Annotated in this window: 18 protein-coding genes; 6 read left to right on the forward strand and 12 right to left on the reverse strand. The window is 65.1% G+C overall.

Annotated features, from left to right (window positions below; all coding sequences use genetic code 11):
- Nucleotides 1-70: 70 nt before the first annotated feature.
- The 9 genes from IPP68_07805 to IPP68_07845 all read right to left on the reverse strand — a co-directional run bounded on the left by IPP68_07805 (nucleotide 71) and on the right by IPP68_07845 (nucleotide 9,196).
- Complete coding sequence (locus IPP68_07805) at nucleotides 71-1,594, reverse strand: YifB family Mg chelatase-like AAA ATPase (GenBank protein ID MBL0350262.1); 1,524 nt, start codon at nucleotides 1,592-1,594, stop codon at nucleotides 71-73.
- A gap of 2 nt (nucleotides 1,595-1,596) precedes the next feature.
- Nucleotides 1,597-1,917: a quaternary ammonium compound efflux SMR transporter SugE gene (sugE, locus tag IPP68_07810; protein ID MBL0350263.1), complete on the reverse strand. Its 321-nt coding sequence runs from the start codon at nucleotides 1,915-1,917 to the stop codon at nucleotides 1,597-1,599.
- A gap of 40 nt (nucleotides 1,918-1,957) precedes the next feature.
- Nucleotides 1,958-2,245: a hypothetical protein gene (locus IPP68_07815; GenBank protein MBL0350264.1), complete on the reverse strand. Its 288-nt coding sequence runs from the start codon at nucleotides 2,243-2,245 to the stop codon at nucleotides 1,958-1,960.
- The gene (locus IPP68_07820; GenBank protein MBL0350265.1) at nucleotides 2,242-2,877 is read right to left on the reverse strand and encodes a thermonuclease family protein; all 636 of its coding nucleotides are present in this window, start codon (nucleotides 2,875-2,877) and stop codon (nucleotides 2,242-2,244) included. Before IPP68_07820 ends, IPP68_07815 begins: the two co-directional genes overlap by 4 nt.
- Nucleotides 2,878-2,897: 20 nt before the next feature.
- Nucleotides 2,898-4,046: a citrate synthase gene (locus IPP68_07825; protein MBL0350266.1), complete on the reverse strand. Its 1,149-nt coding sequence runs from the start codon at nucleotides 4,044-4,046 to the stop codon at nucleotides 2,898-2,900.
- A 50-nt stretch (nucleotides 4,047-4,096) separates the two neighbouring features.
- Complete coding sequence (gene greA, locus IPP68_07830) at nucleotides 4,097-4,570, reverse strand: transcription elongation factor GreA (protein ID MBL0350267.1); 474 nt, start codon at nucleotides 4,568-4,570, stop codon at nucleotides 4,097-4,099.
- A gap of 65 nt (nucleotides 4,571-4,635) precedes the next feature.
- The gene (locus IPP68_07835) at nucleotides 4,636-5,355 is read right to left on the reverse strand and encodes a polyprenol monophosphomannose synthase (GenBank protein MBL0350268.1); all 720 of its coding nucleotides are present in this window, start codon (nucleotides 5,353-5,355) and stop codon (nucleotides 4,636-4,638) included.
- Nucleotides 5,352-7,292: a hypothetical protein gene (locus tag IPP68_07840; GenBank protein ID MBL0350269.1), complete on the reverse strand. Its 1,941-nt coding sequence runs from the start codon at nucleotides 7,290-7,292 to the stop codon at nucleotides 5,352-5,354. Before IPP68_07840 ends, IPP68_07835 begins: the two co-directional genes overlap by 4 nt.
- Complete coding sequence (locus tag IPP68_07845; GenBank protein MBL0350270.1) at nucleotides 7,289-9,196, reverse strand: hypothetical protein; 1,908 nt, start codon at nucleotides 9,194-9,196, stop codon at nucleotides 7,289-7,291. The genes IPP68_07840 and IPP68_07845 overlap by 4 nt, the downstream gene beginning before the upstream one ends.
- Nucleotides 9,197-9,253: 57 nt before the next feature.
- On the opposite strand from IPP68_07845, the gene IPP68_07850 reads away from it, so the two are divergent.
- Complete coding sequence (locus tag IPP68_07850; protein ID MBL0350271.1) at nucleotides 9,254-10,858, forward strand: hypothetical protein; 1,605 nt, start codon at nucleotides 9,254-9,256, stop codon at nucleotides 10,856-10,858.
- On the opposite strand, the gene IPP68_07855 is transcribed toward IPP68_07850, so the two are convergent.
- Nucleotides 10,855-12,267, reverse strand: a complete 1,413-nt coding sequence (locus IPP68_07855; protein MBL0350272.1) for a class II fumarate hydratase — start codon at nucleotides 12,265-12,267, stop codon at nucleotides 10,855-10,857. The two genes, IPP68_07850 and IPP68_07855, sit on opposite strands and share 4 nt — an antisense overlap.
- Nucleotides 12,268-12,367: 100 nt before the next feature.
- Here IPP68_07855 and IPP68_07860 point away from each other — a divergent pair, with 100 nt between their 5' ends.
- Nucleotides 12,368-14,080, forward strand: a complete 1,713-nt coding sequence (locus IPP68_07860; GenBank protein MBL0350273.1) for a glycogen/starch/alpha-glucan phosphorylase — start codon at nucleotides 12,368-12,370, stop codon at nucleotides 14,078-14,080.
- Here the strand turns inward: IPP68_07860 and IPP68_07865 are convergent.
- Nucleotides 14,077-14,730 (reverse strand): VTT domain-containing protein, encoded by a 654-nt coding sequence (locus IPP68_07865; protein ID MBL0350274.1) that lies wholly within the window; start codon nucleotides 14,728-14,730, stop codon nucleotides 14,077-14,079. The two genes, IPP68_07860 and IPP68_07865, sit on opposite strands and share 4 nt — an antisense overlap.
- A 57-nt stretch (nucleotides 14,731-14,787) precedes the next feature.
- On the opposite strand from IPP68_07865, the gene IPP68_07870 reads away from it, so the two are divergent.
- Nucleotides 14,788-15,570, forward strand: coding sequence for a M48 family metallopeptidase (locus IPP68_07870; protein ID MBL0350275.1), 783 nt, complete (start codon nucleotides 14,788-14,790; stop codon nucleotides 15,568-15,570).
- Between the two features lie 6 nt (nucleotides 15,571-15,576).
- On the opposite strand, the gene IPP68_07875 is transcribed toward IPP68_07870, so the two are convergent.
- Nucleotides 15,577-16,215 carry a 2,3-diphosphoglycerate-dependent phosphoglycerate mutase gene (locus IPP68_07875; protein MBL0350276.1) on the reverse strand — a complete coding sequence of 213 codons (639 nt, stop codon included), beginning with the start codon at nucleotides 16,213-16,215 and terminating at the stop codon, nucleotides 15,577-15,579.
- A 76-nt stretch (nucleotides 16,216-16,291) separates the two neighbouring features.
- Between IPP68_07875 and IPP68_07880 the strand changes: the two genes are divergently transcribed.
- From IPP68_07880 to IPP68_07890, 3 genes are read left to right on the forward strand one after another with little or no spacing between them, the layout of a single operon-like run.
- The gene (locus tag IPP68_07880; protein MBL0350277.1) at nucleotides 16,292-18,343 is read left to right on the forward strand and encodes a hypothetical protein; all 2,052 of its coding nucleotides are present in this window, start codon (nucleotides 16,292-16,294) and stop codon (nucleotides 18,341-18,343) included.
- Nucleotides 18,340-18,921, forward strand: coding sequence for a sigma-70 family RNA polymerase sigma factor (locus tag IPP68_07885; GenBank protein ID MBL0350278.1), 582 nt, complete (start codon nucleotides 18,340-18,342; stop codon nucleotides 18,919-18,921). Before IPP68_07880 ends, IPP68_07885 begins: the two co-directional genes overlap by 4 nt.
- On the forward strand, nucleotides 18,918-20,270 hold the full coding sequence (locus IPP68_07890) for a protease complex subunit PrcB family protein (GenBank protein ID MBL0350279.1): 1,353 nt from the start codon (nucleotides 18,918-18,920) through the stop codon (nucleotides 20,268-20,270). Before IPP68_07885 ends, IPP68_07890 begins: the two co-directional genes overlap by 4 nt.
- The last annotated feature ends 29 nt before the right edge of the window (nucleotides 20,271-20,299 follow it).

Raw genomic sequence — 20,299 nt, forward strand, 5'->3', positions numbered from 1 at the left:
CTAACGACTTTTCCATTTTAACGATTTTTGCTATCTGAGGCGACCTCGACGAATCATCCCTTGGATTGAATTAGGGGACATCCACCAATGGCCGGTCCAGGGAACGATAGCCGACCGCCTCGGCCACGTGTTCTTCCTTTAAGGCCGGCGAATCGGCCAGGTCGGCGATGGTCCGGGCGACTTTCAATATCCGATCGAAGGACCGGGCCGAGAGCCCCAACCGCGTCACCGCCGACTGAAGCAATTTTTTCGACCCTTCCCCCAGCTTGCAATGGGACCGAACGTCTTTTGACCCCATCCGAGCGTTGACCGCCGCCCCGCCCAAGCGCGCCGACTGGCGCTCCCGGGCCGCCAGAACCCGGAGGCGAACGGCGGCCGAATTTTCAGCGGCGGGGGCTTCTTCCGTCAATTCCGCCAATCGAAGGGCCGGAACCTCCACGTGCAGGTCGATCCGATCCAGGAGAGGTCCCGAGATTTTCGCCCGGTATTTTCGAACCTGAAAGGGCGTGCAGACGCATTCCCGCTCCGGGTGGCCCTGATAGCCGCAGGGGCAGGGGTTCATGGCGGCGACCAACGTGAACCCCGCCGGGAAGGTGACCGATTGGGCCGCCCGGGAGACCGTCACCGCGCCCTCCTCCAAGGGTTGACGCAGGACCTCCAGAACGTGCCGGTCGAACTCGGGCAACTCGTCCAAAAACAAGATGCCGTTGTGGGCCAGGGAGACTTCGCCGGGACGAGGGACGCTTCCCCCGCCCACCAGCGCCACGTCGGAAATGGTGTGGTGGGGACTACGAAAAGGACGCTCCCCCAGGAGAGCCCCCAAAGCCATTCCCGCCACGGAGTGAATCTTTCGGGTTTCGATGGCCTCTTCGAAGGAGAGCGGGGGCAGGAGGCCCGGGATCCGACGGGCCAGCATGGTCTTGCCGGAACCCGGCGGGCCGATCATTAATATATTGTGACCGCCGGCGGCCGCCACTTCCAAGGCGCGCTTGGCGAAAAGCTGTCCTTTTACATCCGAGAAATCGGGGCCGTTGGAGGCCTCCGAGGGTGTGGCGGCCGGGGCCGAAACGGGGCCCGGGGTCCACTCCCCCCGCAAGTAACCGACGGTGTCCGCCAGGGTCGAAGCGGGCACCAGGGGCAGGCCCGCGACCACCGACGCTTCGGCGGCGTTGGCGGCCGGAAGGACCAGGGCCTCAAAACCCAGTTTCTTCACGGCCAGCGCGATGGGCAAAACGCCCCGCACCGGTCGCAACCGCCCGTCCAGGGCCAATTCCCCGATCACCGCCACCCGGGCCAAACGATCGGCGGGAACGCGCTCCTCCGCCGCCAACACGCCCAGGGCGATGGGGAGGTCGAAGGCGGTGCCCTCTTTTTTGACGTCGGCCGGGGACAAATTGACCGTCACCCGCCGCACGGGAAAATCGAACCCGGAATTCCGAACGGCCGCCACCACGCGGTCCTTGGATTCCCGCACCGCGGCGTCGGGGAGCCCCACCGTGGAGAAAACCGGAAGGCCGGGAGACAGGTCCACCTCCACCTGAACGATGAACCCGTCGATGCCGGAGACCGCCGCGCTGGACACCTTGGCGAGCACGTTTATTCCTTGGAGAAGAATTTGAGGCCGAGGATCCCGGCCAAAATGAGCCCGATGGAAATCAGGCGGAGAGGGTGGCGCGATTCGCCGAAGAGGATCGCCCCGGCGACCGCCGTGCCGACGGCGCCGATGCCCGTCCAGACGGCGTAGCCCGTGCCCACGGGGATGACCCGAAGCGCCCGAGACAGAAACCAAACGCTCAGGACCATTCCCGCCACGGAAGCGACGGAGGGCCCCAAACGGGTGAACCCCTGGGCGTATTTCAAGCAAACGGCCCAGAACACTTCGAAGAAGCCCGCGATGGTGAGGTCCAGCCACGGCATGGGAAAAAGAATACTCCCCCCGAACCCGGGGAGCAAGGGGTCAGCGGAGGATTTCCGGGACCCGCCCCGACAACACCCGGGCCATCCGGGCGGCCCCGGCGTCGGAGGCGCTGTGCAGCCGCACGCGGCGGGGACGCCGCGCCTCGGGCAGGGCGGCGATGGTTTCGGCGACGGGCATGAAGGTGCCGCCCTCTCCGTCGCCGATGTAGTAATCCAGGCTTACTTCGTCCACGGTTTCCGTCTCCAGGACGGCCTGAGCCTCCGCCACGGTGCGGGCCAGGCGCCAACCGGCCGGAGGCGTTCGAACGTCGTCGACGTAAAGCTTCACGATTTGGCGCGCCGGGATCGGCGAGGACGCGAAGTTCGGCGCTTCGCCTCCGACGGCGCGCCCCCCCCGGGCCTGTCGGCGCCCCAGAGGCATCCCCGCCGATGAACCCGGGCATCGTCCTCCAGGGAAACGATCTGCTCTCGGAACCGCCCGTCCCGCCGCCAGGCTTTTCCCATTCCCGCCGCCACCAGGGCGGCGTCGATGGATTTCCCATCGGGGGTAAAGACATAGGCCAAGAGGCGGTGGTATTTGTCCTCCGTCCGCTCGTCAAAAGCCAAGCGGACAGCGCCGCCCGACAAGGCGCGGTTCATTTCCGTGCCTTCCCGGTAACAGGCCTGATCCCGCTCGGTCGTGTTGACCCCGTAATAACGCAATTTCGTGGGACGGTCGTTCCAGAGGATTTCAAGGGTGTCGCCGTCCACCACGGACAGCACGGGCACGGTGGGCAGGCGGTCGGGGTCGTCGGCGCTCAAACCCTCGCCCTGGGGAACCAGGGAGATATCGACGACGGCCGGGGGCGGAGGCGCGGCGGAGCGGCCCCGGGCCCACCAAACGCCTGAACCGAATCCGGCCAAAAAAACGGCGGCGACCGTCGCGGCGGAACCGCGACGGGAGAGGGGCAGGGGGTTCACGGAACCGGTCCCGTCGGGGATCAGGGTCTTTTTTCGAGGGGGAGGAACACGCGGTCCAGGGGACCGGTGTATTCGGAGCGGGGGCGGATCAATCGGTTGTCCCCGAGCTGTTCAAACACGTGGGCGCACCAGCCGGCCGCGCGGCCCACGGCGAAGACGGTGGTGAACAGGTCGATGGGAACGCCCAGAAGGTAAAGGACGGAGGCCGAGTAAAAATCCACGTTGGTATTGAGGCCCTTGAGGCGGTGCACGGTGTCGGCGACTTTGACGGAAATCTGATACCAGCGAGGCTCTTTTTTGATCTCGCCCATGCGCTCGGCCATTTTTTTGAGCAACGCGGAGCGCGGGTCCTCCACCTTGTACACCCGGTGGCCGAAGCCCATGATCTTGCGCTTTTCGGCGATGGCCTTCTCCACCCATTTTTCGGTTTTCGCGGGATCGCCGATTTCCAAAAACATCTCCATGGCTTTTTCGTTGGCGCCGCCGTGCAGGGGGCCCTTCAAGGCGCCGATGGCGCCCGCCAGGGCGGCGTGAATGTCGGACAAGGTGGAGACGATGACCCGGGCCGTAAAGGTGGAGGCGTTCAAATCGTGATCCGCCAAAAGCGATAAATAGAGGTCCATGGCCTGGACGCTCACCGGGTCGGGCTTCTCGCCCGTCACCATGTAAAGGTAATTGGCCGAATGGGAAAGGGTCGGGTCCGGGGCCAAGGGCGTCTTGCCGTTGCGAATGCGGTGCCAGGCGGCGGACAAGGTGGCCATGCGGGCCACGAGGCGCGCGGCCTTGCGGCGGTTGGCGGCGGGGCTGTTGTCCTGGGTGTCGGAATCGGTCATGGCCAAGAGGCACACCCCGGCCCGCAACACGTCCATGGGATGGGACTTCTTCGGGAACTGGCGCATGGTCGTCAAGACGTCCGGCGGCAGGGAACGCGCTTCGGCCAATTCCAACTTCAACGCGTCCAATTCGGTCCGGTTCGGGAGATCCCCGTGCCACAAAAGATGCACGATCTCCTCGAAAATGGTTTTGTCGGCGATCTGGATGACGTCGTAGCCGCGGTAAATCATGCGGCCCTTGAGACCGTCCAGAAAGGTAATGGCGGAGGGACCCGCGACGACGTCTTCGAGGCCCTTGGGGGCGTGGGAATCTTTGGCTTCGATTTTATCGGTCATAAAAGAACGCTGGGATTATACAAACGGAAGGGCCGGCGCTCAAGCGAATATCATCCGCGGGTGACTTTGGTCACCTGGTATTCCAGGGGACCGCCGGGGAGTCGGACAACGACTTTTTCCCCCTCTTTTCGCCCGAGCAGGGCCTGGGCCACCGGCGATTGAACGGAAATTTTTCCCTTGGAAAAATCGGCTTCGGCCACGTCAACCAGCGTGTAGGCGAAGGATTCGCCGCTTTTAACGTCTTTTAAGTGGGCCGTGGCCCCGATTCGAATTTCCCCCGTTTGAACGGCGGACTCTTCGATGATCCGGGCGGAGCGAAGTTTTTCCTCCAGCTCGTTGATGCGCTGCTGCACCTTGGCCTGCTCTTCCTTGGCCGCGTGGTACTCGGCGTTTTCCTTCAAATCGCCCTTTTCGCGGGCCTCGCCGATGTCTCCGCTCAATTGGCCGCGGCGCTCCTTGAGCTTCGCCAGGTCCTGGCGCAACTTTTCATATCCCTGCCGCGTGAGAAACGATTCGCCCGCCATGCCGACACCTCACTAAATAGACGAACCCACGCGGGGCGTGGGCTCCAAGGGAATTCTACAAAAAATCACCGCCTCCGCCAGCGGTCCGCCGCCAAACTCAAAAGTTGCCGGGCGAAGGACCACGCCACGCCCGGGCTCAGCTTGCTGTACCCTTGGCGGCGGTCTTTAAACACGTACGGGAATTCCCGGACCCGCTCGGCGGGGACCCGGGCCCGAACCAGGATCTCCAACAATATTTTGTACCCCCGGGGACGAAGGCGGGAGCGGCTTTTTTCAAACACGTCCCGGCGAAGGGCGAAGAAACCGCTCATGGGGTCCTTGAGAGCCACGCCGAGCAGGGCCCGGGAAACCCCGGTGGCCAGGGAACTGGTCCATTGACGATACCAGGGCCATTTGTCGGCGCCCCCCCCGGGCACCCGGCGGGACCCCACCGCCACCCAGCTGTCCCGGCTGACGGATTCGATCAGGCGGGGGAGCAAGGTTTCGTCGTGGGAACGGTCGGCGTCCAGCACGGCCAACAACCGCCCGGTGGACCATTGAAAGGCTTCGACCACGGCGGGGCTCAACCCCCGGTCCCGGGTCCGGCGAAGCAAACGCAATCGTCCATCAAACAATCGATCTTTGCGCAGTTGGTTCACCAACCCCGCCGTTCCGTCGGGCGAATTGTCGTCCACCACGATGATTTCATAATCCCAGGGCGCCAGGAGCGGCGCCAGGGCCCGAAGGAGGCCGCCGATGTTCGCGCTCTCGTTGAAAGTTGGAATAACGACGGAAAGAAATCTCACGCACGCCCCCCCGCGCCGAACGCCGCCAACCGACGTCCCAAAATCCACAGGCCCGCGGTCGCCCCCGCGATCGTAAAAATCAGGCCCCAAAGAAACGGCGCCGGCCGGTAACGCCACCAAATCCGCTCCGGGCCGAGTTCCCCCGTTCCGACCGCCTGGGCCACGCCGTTTAAGTTTTGGATTTGAATTTCCCCCGTGCGGGTCCACGCCCGCCACCCCGGGTCGGAGGTTTCCGCCCAGACGGCACGACTTCCGGGGTTGTCCGAGCGCCATCGGCAGGTCATTTTCTCGGCCCGACGACGGTAATACGCGAGGAGCTCCCCGCCGGTCACCGTGAGAAGCGGTCGCCGGGCGGGGTTTTCATACACCCGCAGGGCGCCGGCGGTCCACACCACCGGCCAATCGATTTTCAGCGATTCCGCCGTGACAAAATAGCGGAGCCCCAGCCGGGTCAGGAGCGGGGCGTCGGGACGCTCGACCTCGAGGCCCGTGGTCGGCTGCTCCACCCCGGGTTGGGTTTCGGCGATTTCCCTCCAGGGCGCCGCGGGGACAAGGGCCTCATAGCCGTTCAAATTGGGCAACCCGGCCAATAAACTTTTGTTATGCCCCCCGACGGACTGGGACGTGAAAACCCGCCCCTGGGAAAGGCCCGTGGGCCCCAGGAGCCGCTCCTGAAACCACGCCAGCAATTCCGTGCGGGTGAGCCGGGAACCCGGGTCCTCGGTGCGAAGAAAGGGCCGTCCAACGATCAACAACTCCCCCGCCACCAAGGCGAAAAGCCCAACGCCCCAGGCCCGACGGCGGGAGATCACGGACCAACCCCGGGCGGCCGCCGCGGCCAAAGCCACGTGAACCCCCAAGTAAAAACGAGCCGGAACCCGCAGGGATGCCAAGGCCCGCCAAACCAGCGGATAGACGGGCCCGTTTTTCCCGAGGGCCAATAAAAGCGCGACACCCGCCAGGGCGGGCAGGCGCCAACGCCGGCGGCGGAGCAGGGCGATCAAACCCGCGACCGCCAAGGCAAGGCCGGTCCATCCCAGGAAAACGGCCGCGGTTTCAAAATACACCGAGGGCGGGTCTGGGAAATGCGCGGGTTTCGGCAACGCGCCCCAAGCCCAGGGCGTCGTCCATCCCCGCCAAAGGCGTTCCAGGTCCAAGGAGTAAGACGTCGCAAAGGCGTACCGGTCCCGGTCGGTCAACACCCCGCGAAGCCCCCGGGTGGTGTGGGGAAGGAAATCCGCCGTGGGGAGCGCCTGCACCGCCGCCAGGAGCGCGCCGAAAAGGCCGGCGGCCCCGACGGACCGGGCGACCCGGCGGTCGATCAAGCGCGGGCCGGCCACCAGGGCCGCCAAGACCAAATGAGTCACCAGCCAAACCTGTAAATGCCCCGTCAGGAATTGGAGGGTGGACGCCGCCGCCGCGCCCCAGGGCAACCACCGGTTTTCCGGTCGACGCGTCACGGATTCGCCCAGGAGAAAAACGTACGGCGTCCAAGCGAAGCCCGTCAAATGAATGGCGTGACCCGCCGCCACCTTGGCGATGGTGAAAAGGGAAAACGTGGCGAGGAGGGCGCCCAAGGCCGCCCCACCCCAACGCTCCCCCCGGGATCGCAACCACAGCCAATAGCCGAACCCCATCAAAAGCAAATGAAGGACGATGGCGATTCGGAAAGCCCCGGCCAAGCCGGTGGAAACCAGCGCGGCGTTCCCCGGGTAAAAAAGGGCCGACTGGGAGGAGGCCAAAAAAGGCGTGCCGCCGAAAATCCAGGGGTTCCAGAGGGGAAGGCGGCCGCTTTCCAGCTCCCGATTTCCCCACGCCCGGAAGGGGGCGGCGTAATCGTATACGTCCCCCGCGTTGGCCACAAAACCGTGTCCGACGATCAGCGGAGCGGCGAAGAAACCCGTGAGGGCCGCGAACAACAGGAAGGCGCGCTTCACCGGACGGCCCCCGCCCGGCGGAAGGCAATGGCCAGCGCCGCGGTCCACCCCGCGAGCGCGAACAGAATCCCCCAACGGAAACTGGCGGGCGCGAACCTCATCCAAAATCGGTTCAACGGTTCGTCCCAGCGAACCGCCGCGACGCCCTCGCGGGCAAAAACCTCCAACCGGCGGCGGCCGTTTCCGGCGATCCAATCCTTTTGCCAAAGATCCCGGGTCACCAGAGTCGCGCTTTCGACGGCGTCTCCCGACCAGAAGTCGCGGCCCAAACCCCGGCGCCGCTTCGCCCAGGGGGCGGTGCCAGAACCGGAAAGGACCGCGCCTTCGCCCGACGGACGGGGACGTTCGTAAAGTCGCCAGGGGTCGTCCCGAATCAAACGCCACCCCGAAACCTCGAGGGCTTCGGGCGCCGCCACCCATTGCACGTCCAAGCGGTCGAGGTCCGCCTCCGCGGCGGCCGGCGTCGGATGGGCGTAAAGCGCCATCAGCGCCCGGTCGTTCCCGGCGGGATTGAGGGAAAACCCGGAGGGATTCAAATTGGCCACCCGATAGGGCAACGTGCCCAGATCCAACAACCGATGGCGAAGAAGGGTCCAGGTCTCCTCCAGGGTCCGCCCGTGGGCCGACATGCGGTCCGCCGCGCGGGGCGTCAAAAATAATTTTCCCGGGCTCGATTGAACCATGGAAATCCAAGAGGGCCGGGATTGAAAATAGTTTCCCGGCAGGGTCGGGGAAAGGCCCGCGCCCCAAAACATCAATTCGGCGGCGACGATCCCGACGGCCGTCCAGCGAAGCCAACGCCGCCGAAAATCGCCCCCCCCGGCCACGGCCAAAAGGGCCAAAGCGGAGATCACCATCCAATAGGCGTATTGGGCCGGAAACCGAACGCCCCGCAGCCCCGGGACATGATTCACGGCCCAAGCATAGACGGGGGTGGCGTTCCCGACGGAAAACAACGCCCCCAGCGCGAAAAGCGCGGCCCAGGCCCCCCGGGCCCGGAGGGAGGAGCGCCAAAACCCGCGCCCCGCCGCCCACAGGGCCAACGCGCCGATGTAAAAGCAGCCGAGCCAGAAAAATCGCTCCCCGGTGTAACGATCCGAAGGGAAATCGCCGAACCGCGGCGCGAGGAGGCCCGCCCAACGGGCGACGGTCAACGAGTGAAGTCCGGCCACGGACGGCGCCACGCCCGATTGAACGCGGGTCGATTGACCCAGGAGATCCAGGCCCGGAAACAATTGGACCGCCGCGAGAACCGCCGCGCCCGCGCCCGCCGACAGGGCCACGACCCCCCGTCCTCGGCCGCCCGACGCCGCCCACAACGCGAGGAGCGCCGCGCCCATCCACGCCGCGTGGGGCCAATGGCCGCCCAGCAAGGCGAACGTCAACGACAACGCCATACCCAGCCCGGCGGTCCAGCCGGGTTTGGCCCCGAGAAAGAGAAGGGCCCACGGGGTCCAGGTCAACGTGTTGAGGAGCGGCGGGAACTCGACCCGCGCGCGCCAAAACCCGTTTAAGCTCCAGAGAAGCGCGGAGGACAACGCGGCCCAACGGGCCCCGCGGTTCGCCCGCACCCAGAGATACCCGCCGAGACCCGACAAAAAGAAATGAAGGGCTTGAAAAAGTTTAAACCCCGGCACGAAGGGAAAAATCCAAAAAGGGAGATTCCCGGGGGAAAACACGCCGGTCTGCGGTTGGCCCAGCCAATACACCCCGCCGGAAACGTAGGGATTCCACGCCGGCATTTCGCCGGACTGGAGCGCTTGGGCCGTGAACGCGTGCATGGGATGGAACAGGTAGGTCAAGTCCCGGGCGAAAAAAGTCCGGCCGGTGAACCAGGTTCCGGAAAACGCCGCGGCGAGGGCGAGGGCGAACACGCCCAGGGCGATCCAATCTTTCCGTGTCATGGGCGGGAAAAGGTCCCGCGGGGGCGGCGCATGGACGATATATTACAATAGCGTCTCATGACGGTCTTGCGAAAATTCCATCGGGAAACGGCCGCCGCCCTGGGGTGCCTGGCCCTCGTGTTCGCCGTTTACGGGCGGGGACTGTTCTATTCCTTTGTATACGACGATCGTTGGACCGTCGTGGAGAACAACGCCGTTCAGCAACCGACCCCTTTGGCCCGATTTTTTCTCGACCGGAACACCGTGGCCGCTCCCGCCACCGGCATGGGCGATTCGATTTACCGCCCTCTGCCCACGCTGACCTTCGCCCTGGACCGCGCCTTGGGGGCCCGCGACCCCTGGCGTTTCCGTCTGGAAAACGTCCTACTCCACGCCCTGAACGGCTTTCTTCTCTGGCTGCTTTTCCGCTCCGTAGGATTTTCCTTTGGAGCGTCCTTAGCGGGATCCGCCGCTTTCCTGCTCCACCCCGCCCAGGTCGAAACCGTTCAATGGGTCACCCAACGGTCGAATCTCCTCTGCCTGGGCGGTCTGCTGGGATCGGTGTGGGCCCTCCGGCGTCGGTCCCCCTGGAGCCTCGTCGGATTGGCCGTCGCCCTTCTTTCGAAAGAAACGGCGGTCATGGCCCTTTGCCTTTGGCCGTTGTTTCTGCGGGTTTATTGCCCCGAAGAAAAATTCTGGGAAAGCGGGCCCGCGCGGGTGCGCGTGCTGGCGGGAGCGACCCTGGTGGCCGCCTATTTGTTCCTTCGGTCGGCGGTGGTGGGATCTTTCGCCCAAAGGGAATTCCGGGGCGGCGGATGGGGGGGGAGCGTGCTCTTGGGCACGGTGTCCTGGTGGGAGTATCTCAAACTGCTCCTCGCGCCCCTGGGGCTCCGCGTGAGCCGACGCCAATACCTCGATAATCCCTGGACCAGCCCCTGGGCCTTGGTGGGTCTGGCGGCCGTCGCCCTCGCGGCCGTCGGTCTGGTATTTTTGTGGCGGCGGAATCGCCGGGCGGCCTTTTGGGCGGGATGGATCCCCGCCACCCTCTTGCCCGTCCTCGGCCTGGCTCCAACGGACACTTTTGTGGCGGAACGTTTCCTTTACGTTCCCCTCGTTGGACTCGGGGGCGTTGCGGCGATTTTTTGGGATCGAATTTCGTCGGAGGGCGCGCGCGCCCGGCGATGGGTTCGCGGGGGGACATGGGGGGTTCTGGCCCTTTGGGGCGGACTTTCCTGCGCGCAGGTCGGGGTCTGGCGAAACGATCTTTCTCTTTGGACGGCGACGGCCGCTCGGGACCCCGAACACGGTTTTTCATGGCTCTGCCGGGCCCAGGCTCTGAACGAAAACAAGCGTTGGTCCGAAGCGGAGTCGGAATACCTTCACGCCCTGCGCGTGGGACTCTCCCGGGGGCACGCCGCGGGAGCGCTCACCAATCTATCGGACCTCCGCCTGCGCGCGGGCGACCCGGGGGGCGCGCTGGCTTGGGCCGACAAAGCCCTCGTCGCCGCCCCAGCGTCCCCCCAGGCGCTCACCCACCGCGCCGTTGCGCTCGTTGGTCTCGGTCGAAAAAACGAGGCGCTGGCCGTGGTGGGACAATTGGAATCGATCCGACCGGGGGCCGACGAGGGGCGACGTCTTCGCCGCTGGGTGGAAAGCGCTCCGAGATTTCGCCGGGGGAGTTAACCGCCGGCGCCGTCCAAGGTCATGCCCGGCTCGGTCATGGCCCGGGCGTCCAAGAGGGTCGCCAACTCCTTTTCCGGCAGCATTTTTTTCTCCAACACCACCTGCCGCACGGTTTTCCCGGTCGCGTAGGCTTCTTTGGCGACCTCGGCGGCTTTGTCGTAGCCGAGCTTCGGGGCCAGCGCCGTGCACATGGCGAGGCTCTTTTCGATGAACCCCTCGGCGATTTCGCGATTGGCGTTGATCCCCTTCACGCATTTCTCCGTGAACAGACGAACCACGTTGGCCACGATGGACAGCGCGCTTAAGAGGTTGTGGGCGATGACGGGCTTCATGACGTTCAATTCGAAATTGCCCGACAGACCGCCGACCGTGATGGCGGCGTCGGCCCCGATCACCTGGGCGGCCGCCATGGCCACGGCTTCGGGGATCACCGGGTTGACCTTGCCCGGCATGATGGAGCTTCCGGGCTGAAGCGACGGGATTTCGATTTCGCCAATGCCGCACCGGGGGCCCGAAGACAGCCAGCGAATGTCGTTGGCGATCTTCATTAAAGACACGGCGACGGTTTTAAGGGCGCCGCTGGCTTCCACGGCCGCGTCCCGGGCCGCCAGGGCCTCGAACCGGCTGGGCGCTCCCACGAAAGGCAGGCCCAGAACCTCCGCCAAACGCCGGATCACGCCGTCGATGAACTCCGGGTCGGCGTTGAGACCCGTCCCCACGGCCGTCCCGCCCAGGGCCAGTTCCGCCAGATGAGCGCGCGCGTTCCGCAGGCGCTGAATCCCGTGGGCGATTTGGCTGGCGTACCCGCCGAATTCCTGGCCCAACCGCATGGGCACGGCGTCTTGCAAATGGGTCCGTCCGATTTTCAACACGTCGTCGAAAGCCTTGGCTTTTTCCTCCAGGGCGGCGCGCAGGCCTTCCAGGGCGGGGATCGTGTCGCGCTCGATGGCTTCCAAGGCGGCCACGTGGATCGTGGTCGGAATCACGTCGTTGGACGATTGGCCTTTGTTCACGTGGTCGTTGGGATGGACCGGCGACTTGGCCCCCCGTTGGCCGCCCAACAGTTCGTTGGCCCGGCTGGCGATGACCTCGTTGGCGTTCATGTTGGTGGAAGTGCCGGAACCGGTTTGAAATATGTCCACGGGGAATTGGTCGTCCCATTTCCCCTCGGCGACTTCCCCGGCGGCTTGGACGATGGCGCCGCCCACCCGGGCGTCCAGGGCGCCGCGCTTTAAGTTGACCTCGGCGGCGGATTTTTTTATCAGGGCCAGAGCCCGAATGAAGGAGCGGGAAAAACGCCAACCGCTCACGGGAAAATTTTCGACGGCGCGCAGGGTTTGAATACCGTAGAGCGCGTCGGCGGGAACTTCTTTGGTGCCCAAGGAATCTTTTTCGGTGCGGGTTTTCATGGCGGCTTCCTCCTGAGGAACGGCGAGGGGCCATTTTAACAATTCAAGAGACGCGATTGGTTTTTTGACAGGTTCGTCGAGGAAGAGATATCATGGGCCCATGACGACCCCCGGCGGACGCTCCCGCGTTTTGGAAGTGGCCATGGAATTGGCTTTGACCCCGGAACTCCTCCAGGCCATCGAAGACCAATTCGGCCTGGAAGCCGCCCAAGCCGCCGCCATGTCGACCTCCGTCGGCGGCATCGGCCCCCTTTTGCGGGAGCGCGTGATCGCCCAATCCGAACAGGCCGTGGACGTGGTCGGCGTTTCCCTTCTTTACAACAGCGTGTGGAACCAGGGCTGGCACGCCTGGAACCACCTCACCCTGGACCGCCGGCCGGTGGCCGCCTTCTTGAGGGCGGTCCTGGAGGACACGGGGATCGTGCTCCCCCTGCCGCTCTTCGACGGTTCCACGGTCGAGGTGAAAGTCTGGCGGGCGCCCTACGGCCAATCCTTCGTGTATTTCCTGGACTGCCCCTCCGTCGCCGACGTGGTGTACCCCGGCGCCGAGGACGCGCCCCCCAAAACGGCCGACACCGGCGCCTGGACCGAACGCCAGCGGCTCAAACACAGCTGGGTGGTCGGCCGCGGGGCCCTGGCCCTGGCCAAGGCCCTGAATTTTTCCCCGGACGTCGTCGTGCTGAGCGAGACGCCGACCCTCTTCGCCCACCCAACCCTCGTGGCGGACGATTTGGCCCGGGACCCGCTTTTCGCCCAAACCCGCACGGTGTTCAACGACCACACCCCCCTGGAATACGCGCACCCCATCTGGCCCGAGGACATGATGCGCCTCGCCCGCATGAACGCGGCGCTTTACGGCCCCTTCGTCCGGAACGGCCGCGTGGACATCACGCAACTGCTGGTCGCCTGCTCCGACGGTGTTTTCGGGGTCGCGCGGAAACACGCCGACGTGATGCGCGCCATGCCGTCCCTGTCGGCCTACGCCGCCAAAATTCAGTACATCACCAACGGGGTGAGCCGGGCCCTGTGGCAGCACCCGGTGTTCCGCCTGGCGGACAAAATCGGCGACGCCGAGCTTTTGGCGGCCAAGGACAAGCTTCGGGAGGAGTTCCTGGAGTGGCTGTGGCGCCGGGCGCTCCTCTGGCCCCATTGGGCCCGGGCCGTCCGGGGCCGCCCCATCGTTCTCTGGACGCGGCGGATCACCAGTTACAAACGCCTCGACATGTTGGACAAGATCTTCCATCGGCCCGACTGGCGCCGGCGGTTCTTGGACAGCGGGGTTGTGCTGGTGGTCGGCGGCCGCGTTTACCAACGGGACAACGTGTCGGAAAAGATGGTTTACAATTTGGTGGAGGATTTAAATCAGGACGGGGAACTGGGCGAGCGGGTGGTCTTCCTTCACAACTACAACGTGTGGGAGGCCCCCCGGCTTTTCTGGGGCGGCGACGCCTCCATCATGCTGTCGGACGACGGCCGAGAGGCTTCGGCCACGGGTTTCATGAAAGCCCAAATGAACGGAGCGGCGGTGATCGCCAACCCGGACGGCGCCGTGCCGGAATTCGTTTTCGGCGACCCGAGCGCCGGGAGACCCGTCAACGGCTTCACCGTGAGTTACCGGGACGGGCAACCCGATCCCGAATCATTCCTGAGCGCCCTCCAGGCCTTCGGCCAGGCTTTCGGCGATCCCCGGCGGCGCGCCGCGCTGGTGCGGGGGGCTCTGGCCGTGACCCCGGACGTGAGCGTCGATCGCACGGCCCGGGAAATGGCCGCTTTTTTCAAGGCCCTGCCCGCCCGCTCCGGGGTTCCCGCCTAGCTTTTTTCCGCCAGTCCCTTTCGGACGCGGTGGCGGACCCAAAGAATCCCGCCGACCACTCCGGCCACGATCACGCCCGAAAAAAGCGTTTCATACCGGTCCACGCCCTTGGCGAAGAAGAGCGCCTTGGCCCCCATCTGCCAGCCCAGCACGCCCAACAAATAACAACGCGGAATGGTGCCCAGCACCGACCACCGGACGAAGAGCCGGGGCGGAATCTCAAGAACCCCGGACACCACCGAGATCAAGGACAGGGGCACGATGGGGGCCGCCCGAAGAAGGAAAAGGGACGTCGCCTCCCCCCGGCGGCTGAAATGGGCGCTCAGGCTTTCCACGTCCTTCCAGTTGAAACCCAGGAACCGGTCGAACCGATCGACGAAGGCTTTCCCCCCGTAGCGCCCGACCGCGTAGGTGCCGATGGCGCCCAAGGTGGAGGCCGCAACCCCCGGGAGGACGATCTGAAGGGACGTCGTCCCGAGGGCCGACGCCCAGGTCGCGGCGGCGGGGATCAACAGGAAGCCCGCCCCCATGATGATCGCGGGAGACGGGATGGGAACGACGATTTGCTCGATCAACACGCCCACGAAAACGCTCCATCCCCCGTGGGTCCGAAGGGCGTCCAAAATCCATTGCGTGAGGTGTCCGATCACGCGATCCCCCGCCCCATTGTTTCCCGGCCCGGGAAGCCCTGATATATAATGGTCATCATGTCTCGCCGTTCCTCCATCGTTGCCCTCGGGATCGCCGGGTTCTTTTTGACGGGGTGCCCCAAGGTGCCCGTCACCGGCCGCCACTCGTTGATTCTCCTGCCGGAATCGGAGGAGTTGACCCTGGGGATGGACTCCTACCGGCAGGTGTTGACCCAGGCCAACCTCTCCAAAGATCCGGCCGCCGTGGCCCTGATCCGGCGGGTGGGCGAGCGCATCGCGAAAATTTCCGACCGCCCCGATTTCGCCTGGGAGTACAATTTGATCGACGAGCCCAAAACCGTCAACGCCTTTTGTCTGCCCGGGGGCAAAGTGGCCGTTTACACCGGCATCCTCCCGGTCACCCGAACGGACGCCGGGTTGGCCGTGGTGCTGGGCCACGAGATCGCCCACGCCATCGCCAAGCACGGGGCCGAACGCCTGTCCCAGGGCCTGCTGCTGCAGTTGGGCCAGGAATCCCTGGCCGTGGCCCTGAAGAACCGCCCGGGCGAAACCCGGGCCGCGGTGATGCAGGCCTTCGGCCTGGGCGCCACCGTCGGCGCCGTCCTTCCCTTTGGCCGTTTTCAGGAATCCGAAGCCGACCGCATCGGCCTGATTTACATGGCCCGGGCCGGATACGACCCCCGGGAGGCCGTGGCCTTTTGGAAACGCATGGAGAACGCCGGGGGCGGCGCTCCGCCCGAATTCCTATCGACCCACCCCAACCACGAAACCCGCGTACGCGATTTGGAAAAGTGGATGCCCGAGGCCCTCAAGGCCTACGAGGACTCCCGGGGGCGCTGAGGCCCTTTACTTAAGGATTTTCTTCCCCGTCACCCGCCCCTTGTCGTCGATCTCGTAAACCAGCGGCACGCCCGTGTCGAGGTTGAGTTCCAAAACTTGCTCCTTGGTGAGTTTGTCCAAATCCATCACGATGGACCGCAAGCTGTTGCCGTGGGCGGCCACGATGACGCTTTCGCCTTTTTTCACGTGGGGCAAAATGGCGCTGTAGAAGTAGGGCAGGGTCCGGGCGGCGGTGTCTTTCAGGCTTTCCGCGATGCCCTCGGGGTTCATGTCGGTTTTGTCCTTGGGGGGAGGCACGTCGTAGCTGCGCCGCCACACTTTGACCTGATCGGCCCCGAATTTCTTCGCCGTCTCCTCCTTGTTCAATCCCTGAAGGGCCCCGTAGTGCCGTTCGTTCAGGGCCTGATTCTTCTCGATGGGAACGGATTTTTGGCCGGTCACCTCCAAAATGAGCGCGAGGGTTTTCTGGGCCCGCTGAAGGACCGAGGTGAAGGCCCGGTTGAATTTGTAGCCCTTCAGATGTTCGCCGGCCCGGCGCGCTTCGCTTTGCCCCTGGTCCGTCAAGGGAACGTCCACCCAGCCGGTAAACCGGTTTTCCAAATTCCACTGCGACTGCCCGTGACGCACCAGCACCAATTGACCCATTTCCGCTTCCTCCGCCTTTTGAAATTCCCTCGGGAAGTCCCGGGGGGGCCTGTGAATTCGGTATTATAGCAATCTAATGCTTCCACTCCTTTTCCCCCTCCAACGAGAGGAACGCCAACTCTTCGCCGCCTCGGCGACAATTCTGTTCCAGGAACTCCTTTTCATTCGGTGGATCGGAACGCAAATTCGCGTCATGGCGTATTTTCCCAACCTCCTGTTACTGGCCGCCTTTTTGGGATTGGGGTTGGGATGCCTGGCGGTGGACCGTCGCCGCTCCGCCGTCCTCTGGCCCGCGGCCCTGACCACGGTGGTGGTGACGACGTTGGGCTTGTCGCGCATCGTCTTCACCGCCGAAGGCGCCTCGGAACATCTCTGGCTTCTTTATTACGATCTGCCGAAGGGATCTCCGGTGGTTCCTCACATCGTTCCGGCCCTGGCCGCGACGTTTGTACTCGTCACGGTGGCGTTCGCTCCGCTTGGGCAATACGTCGCCGTACGTCTCCGGGCGTTCCAATCCCGGGGGGAGCCCCTGCGCGGTTATTACTGGGAGCTGGCGGGTTCGTTGGCGGGGGTTGTGATTTTTGCGGTCGCCACCGCGGCCGGCGTTCCCCCCGCGGGCGGATTTCTCCTTTTGGCCGGATTGGTTTTGGGTTTGGGAGAGACCGGGCGGGACCGATGGATCTCCCTCGCCCCGGCCGTTTTGGCGCTCTTGGTGGCGATGGGGGATCGCACGGAAGCGCACACGCCGTATTACGCCCTTCGCACCCATTCCTCGTCCCGGGGCGGCGGTACGTTCGACGTTGCGGCGAACGGGTCCCTCCACCAAATCGCCCTTCCGGTGCGCCGGTCCAACGCCCCGACGGATCCGTTTTTGCGCCGCGCCCGAGACGGTTATCAATCGCCTTACGACCTCCTCCGGCGGCCCCCCCGCCGCGCCCTGGTCCTCGGCGCCGGCACCGGCAACGACGTTTCCGTGCTGTTGGACCGTGGGGCGGAATCCATCGACGCGGTGGAAATCGATCCCGGAATCCTTCGTCTGGGGGACCGGCACCCCGACCGTCCATACGCCTCGCCCCGCGTGCACGTTTTCAACACCGACGGGCGGGCTTTCCTGAACCGCTCCACGGGAACTTACGATTTAATCGTCCTGGGCACGCTGGATTCGATGACCCGGCTGTCGGCCCTTTCCAACGTGCGCCTGGACAATTTCATTTACACCCAAGAGTCCCTCGGGGCGATTCATCGTCGGTTGACCCCCGACGGCGGGCTGCTGATGTATTTCATGATCTCCCAACGGTTTATCGATGAACGCCTTCTCACCCTGTTGAAAAACGAATTCGGGCGCCGCCCCCTGGCCCGGGCCCTGGATGTCGGAGTGTTCAACCGGATTTTTGCCGCCGGTCCGGCCTTCGACCACGTGGGCGGACCCGCGCGGGACGTCCCGGGCGGCCTCAACGCGGACCCTCTCCCTTCGGACGATTGGCCCTACTTGTATCTCCGCGCCCCCCGGATCCCCCTCCACTACGCGGCGGCCGCGTTTCTCATTCTGTTGGCGGCGCTCACGGGCGGCATCGCCATCGGCGGGTGGAAGAACCTGAGAACCCCCCCTTCCCGGCAAGACATCGTTCTCGCTCTCTTCGGCGCGGGGTTCCTCCTCTTGGAGACCCGCGGCGTGACGGCCCTAAACCTTTTGTGGAGCGCCACGTGGATCACCAGCGCGGTGGTTTTCGGAGGAATCCTTTTTATGGGACTCGTTTCCACGGCCGTGGCTCGGGCGCTGTCCCCTCGATGGACCGTGGGGGCCGTCGGTCTTCTGGCGGCCCTGGCCCTGACGTATGGGTGCCCGGTTTCGTTGTTCCTGGGATGGAACCCGGTCGCCAAGGTATTGGTCTCCGGCGTCTTGGTGGGACTTCCGGTTTTTTTCGCCGGCCTCGTTTTCGCGGATTTCTTTCGCCACCACCCATCCTCTCCGAGGGGCTTCGCCTGGAACCTGCTCGGAGCGGTGGCCGGCGGGGTGCTGGAATTCGGTTCCATGGTCCTGGGGTTCCGGGCGTTGGTCCTGTTGGCCGCGGTCGTGTATTTGACGGCGTTCACGATCCATCTTCGAACACCGGGGACCGCGCGATGACGGACGGGAACTTTTTGTCCGATCCGGGGTCCAATCCCCCGGAGGGAATCGACGCCATGCTCCAAACCCACGGCCCGCGGATCTTCGCCCTGGCGGTTCGGCTTTGCGGCAACCGAACCGACGGAGAGGATTTGGCCCAGGAAACTTTCGTCCAAGCGTTCCGCCGCCGGGATCAATTCCGGGGCGAGGCGGACCTGGGGTCCTGGATCTACCGCATCTGCGTCAACCTGTGGAAAAACCGGGTGCGTTACGAAAAGCGGCGTTTCTTTTGGCAGCACCGGCCCTTGGAAATCCGGGACGCCGACGGCGAAGTGCGCCCGATGGAGATCGCGGACCCGTCGGACGCCACCGACGCGCCGGCCGAGCTGGACGAACGCCAGCGCCTGGTGCGCCACGCGCTGGAGGCCCTGGAACCCCACGAACGGGCGGTCATCGTTTTGCGGGACATGGAAGACAAATCCTACGAGGAGATCGCCGCCTTCCTGGAACTGCCCCTGGGCACCGTCAAATCCCGCATCGCCCGGGCCCGGGAGGCTTTGAAGGAAAAGCTGGAGCCGCTTTTGGGAGAACAGCCATGACCGACGAAAAAGAACCGACGATGAACGAACGGCTCTCGGCCTACGTGGACGACGCCCTGGCCCCGGGGGACCGCGCGGCCTTGGAAAAGGCCTTGGCCGAATCTCCGGACCTGCGGCGCGAACTGTCCCGGCTTCGGGCGCTCCGGTCGCTTCTTCGATCGATGCCGACCCCGGCGCCCACGCTCGATTTCTACCGGAAGGTGCGCCGCGCCGCGGAACCCCGGCGTTGGCGTTTCGTCCTTCCGCCCCTCGCGGCGGCGGCCGCCGCCGCGCTGGTCATGGTCGCGGTTCACCGCGACGTCCGGCGAACCGTGGGAGTGGACGCCCTTCGCCCGCTCGAGAAGTCCCGCCTCGTCCGTGTTCAATTATCGACGGAGAACAGCCCGGAGAAAGACCGCGCTTCCAACGCCCTTCAAAGCGCTCCCGCGGGCTCCGGCGGGGACTACGAAGTCGCCGCCGCCCCGGCGAATTCCGCTCGACCCGGACCAATAAGCGTTGACTCCGCCGATCGAAAAGCCGACGTCGCCGACGATTTATCGAAAGAACGTCTCGAAGAGGGATTCGCCCGGGAGGCCTCCTCTCACCGGGCCGCCCTCGCCTCTTCGCCCGCCGCTGAAACCGAAGGGCTTCCCGCCGCCCCTCGAAGCGATGTCCAAACCCGGGGGTTCTTCAAGGAAAAAGACCGGCGGGTCGACCCCGAGCCCTCGCCCCCCGGGGCCGCGCGTCTTAAAGCGGGCGCGGTGGGCTCCGTTCAAGACAAAGGCTTTCGAGCGGTCCCTTCCGGCGGGTTCGCCCTGGGAGCTTCCGGGGCCGGAGCCAAATCCGTGGAAGAAAAAAAGGCCCAATTCCCGGCGGCCAAACGCGAAGCTCTCCCGACTGGGGCGTTTTCCAATGACGGATCCGCCTTGTCCGACCGCCAACGGACCGCCGGGCTTTCCGGCGGGGGGCCCATCGCCGGCTTCCGGATCCCCGCAAAAACAGCGGTCCCCCTGGAGTGGCGGGGGGACGACAGCGGCGTCCTCCAATTCCGCACGGTGGTCGTGCGGGACGCCGCCGCGTGGAAAACTCTTTGGGCGGAACACGCGGCCCTCCGCGTGCCCCCGCCGCCCCCCCCGGCCGTGGACTTCTCCCGGGAAATGATTGTCGGTGTCTTCCTGGGACAAAAACCCTCGGGCGGTTTCGAGGCGGGCCTGGCGGACACGCGGGAGGAAAAAGGCGGTTTGACCGTTTCCTACCGGGAGGTGACGCCCGATCCCGACCAGAGCCAAATCACCGTTCTCACCGCGCCTTACCACCTCCGGGTGGTGCCCCGGACCGCCGGGGCGGTCCGCTTTAAAAAGATTCCCTGACCGGGAACTTTTAACGCGGGCCGGTGTCC

The organism is Elusimicrobiota bacterium, from assembly GCA_016722575.1.
GTDB lineage: Bacteria > Elusimicrobiota > Elusimicrobia > FEN-1173 > FEN-1173 > JADKIY01.

Bases quoted from the DNA above. Each gene is read 5' to 3' on its own strand.
- sugE (MBL0350263.1), bottom strand. From the start codon at position 1,917: ATGCCGTGGCTGGACCTCACCATCGCGGGCTTCTTCGAAGTGTTCTGG.
- IPP68_07825 (MBL0350266.1), bottom strand. From the start codon at position 4,046: ATGACCGATAAAATCGAAGCCAAAGATTCCCACGCCCCCAAGGGCCTC.
- greA (MBL0350267.1), bottom strand. From the start codon at position 4,570: ATGGCGGGCGAATCGTTTCTCACGCGGCAGGGATATGAAAAGTTGCGC.
- IPP68_07845 (MBL0350270.1), bottom strand. From the start codon at position 9,196: ATGACACGGAAAGATTGGATCGCCCTGGGCGTGTTCGCCCTCGCCCTC.
- IPP68_07850 (MBL0350271.1), top strand. From the start codon at position 9,254: ATGACGGTCTTGCGAAAATTCCATCGGGAAACGGCCGCCGCCCTGGGG.
- IPP68_07855 (MBL0350272.1), bottom strand. From the start codon at position 12,267: ATGAAAACCCGCACCGAAAAAGATTCCTTGGGCACCAAAGAAGTTCCC.
- IPP68_07860 (MBL0350273.1), top strand. From the start codon at position 12,368: ATGACGACCCCCGGCGGACGCTCCCGCGTTTTGGAAGTGGCCATGGAA.
- IPP68_07870 (MBL0350275.1), top strand. From the start codon at position 14,788: ATGTCTCGCCGTTCCTCCATCGTTGCCCTCGGGATCGCCGGGTTCTTT.
- IPP68_07875 (MBL0350276.1), bottom strand. From the start codon at position 16,215: ATGGGTCAATTGGTGCTGGTGCGTCACGGGCAGTCGCAGTGGAATTTG.
- IPP68_07880 (MBL0350277.1), top strand. From the start codon at position 16,292: ATGCTTCCACTCCTTTTCCCCCTCCAACGAGAGGAACGCCAACTCTTC.
- IPP68_07885 (MBL0350278.1), top strand. From the start codon at position 18,340: ATGACGGACGGGAACTTTTTGTCCGATCCGGGGTCCAATCCCCCGGAG.
- IPP68_07890 (MBL0350279.1), top strand. From the start codon at position 18,918: ATGACCGACGAAAAAGAACCGACGATGAACGAACGGCTCTCGGCCTAC.